The organism is Oceaniglobus ichthyenteri (genome assembly GCF_003057885.1).
Classification (GTDB): domain Bacteria; phylum Pseudomonadota; class Alphaproteobacteria; order Rhodobacterales; family Rhodobacteraceae; genus Oceaniglobus; species Oceaniglobus ichthyenteri.
The window spans coordinates 1-1,183 of sequence record NZ_QAGK01000031.1; the positions used below are offsets into that span (position 1 = coordinate 1).

At 58.4% G+C, this 1,183-nt stretch carries 1 protein-coding gene; it reads right to left on the reverse strand.

What is annotated here, in order from left to right; all coding sequences use genetic code 11:
- Window positions 1–3 precede the first annotated feature (3 nt).
- On the reverse strand, window positions 4–1,179 hold the full coding sequence (gene tuf / locus C8265_RS19230; RefSeq protein ID WP_108485605.1) for an elongation factor Tu: 1,176 nt from the start codon (window positions 1,177–1,179) through the stop codon (window positions 4–6).
- Window positions 1,180–1,183 lie beyond the last annotated feature (4 nt).

Sequence of the window (1,183 nt, forward strand, 5' to 3'; positions counted from 1 at the left end):
AAATCACTCAGTAATTTTTGACACGACGCCTGCGCCGACGGTGCGGCCGCCTTCGCGGATGGCGAAACGCAGGCCCTGCTCCATGGCGATCGGGGCGATCAGCTCAACACCGAACGATACGTTGTCGCCGGGCATGACCATTTCTGTGCCTTCGGCCAGGACAACCGTGCCGGTCACATCCGTGGTACGGAAGTAGAACTGCGGGCGGTAGTTGGCAAAGAACGGTGTGTGACGACCGCCTTCTTCCTTGGTCAGAATATAGGCTTCTGCCTCGAACTTGGTGTGGGGCTTGACCGATCCGGGCTTGCACAGAACCTGACCACGCTCAACGCCGTCACGGTCGACACCGCGCAGCAACGCGCCGATGTTGTCGCCAGCTTCACCACGATCCAGCAGTTTGCGGAACATTTCAACACCGGTACAGGTGGTGGTCTTGGTGTCGCGGATCCCGACGATTTCGATGCTGTCGCCAACGTTGATCACGCCACGCTCGACACGGCCGGTCACAACAGTACCACGACCCGAAATCGAGAATACATCCTCGACCGGCATCAGGAACGGCTGATCCACTGCACGCTCAGGCGTGGGGATGAAATCATCGACAGCGGCCATCAGGGCCTTGATCGACTCTTCGCCGATTTCAGGATCGCGGCCTTCCATGGCGGCCAGGGCCGAACCACGGATTACCGGAATATCGTCGCCCGGATAGTCATAGGAGGACAGCAGTTCGCGGATCTCCATCTCGACCAGCTCAAGCAGCTCTTCGTCGTCAACCTGATCGACCTTGTTCATGAATACGACCATGGTGGGAATGCCCACCTGACGGCCCAGCAGGATATGCTCGCGGGTCTGGGGCATCGGGCCATCGGCGGCGTTCACAACCAGAATCGCGCCGTCCATCTGCGCCGCACCGGTGATCATGTTCTTCACATAGTCAGCGTGGCCGGGGCAATCAACGTGGGCATAGTGACGGTTGTCTGTCTCATATTCCACGTGAGCGGTCGAAATGGTGATCCCGCGGGCCTTTTCTTCGGGCGCGCCGTCGATCTTGTCATAGGCCTGAAAATCGCCAAAATACTTGGTGATCGCCGCGGTCAATGTCGTCTTGCCGTGGTCAACGTGACCAATCGTGCCAATGTTGACGTGCGGTTTGTTACGTTCAAACTTTGCCTTTGCCATGGTG

Coding starts and splice junctions, on each gene's coding strand:
- tuf (WP_108485605.1), bottom strand. CDS start 1,179: ATGGCAAAGGCAAAGTTTGAACGTAACAAACCGCACGTCAACATTGGC.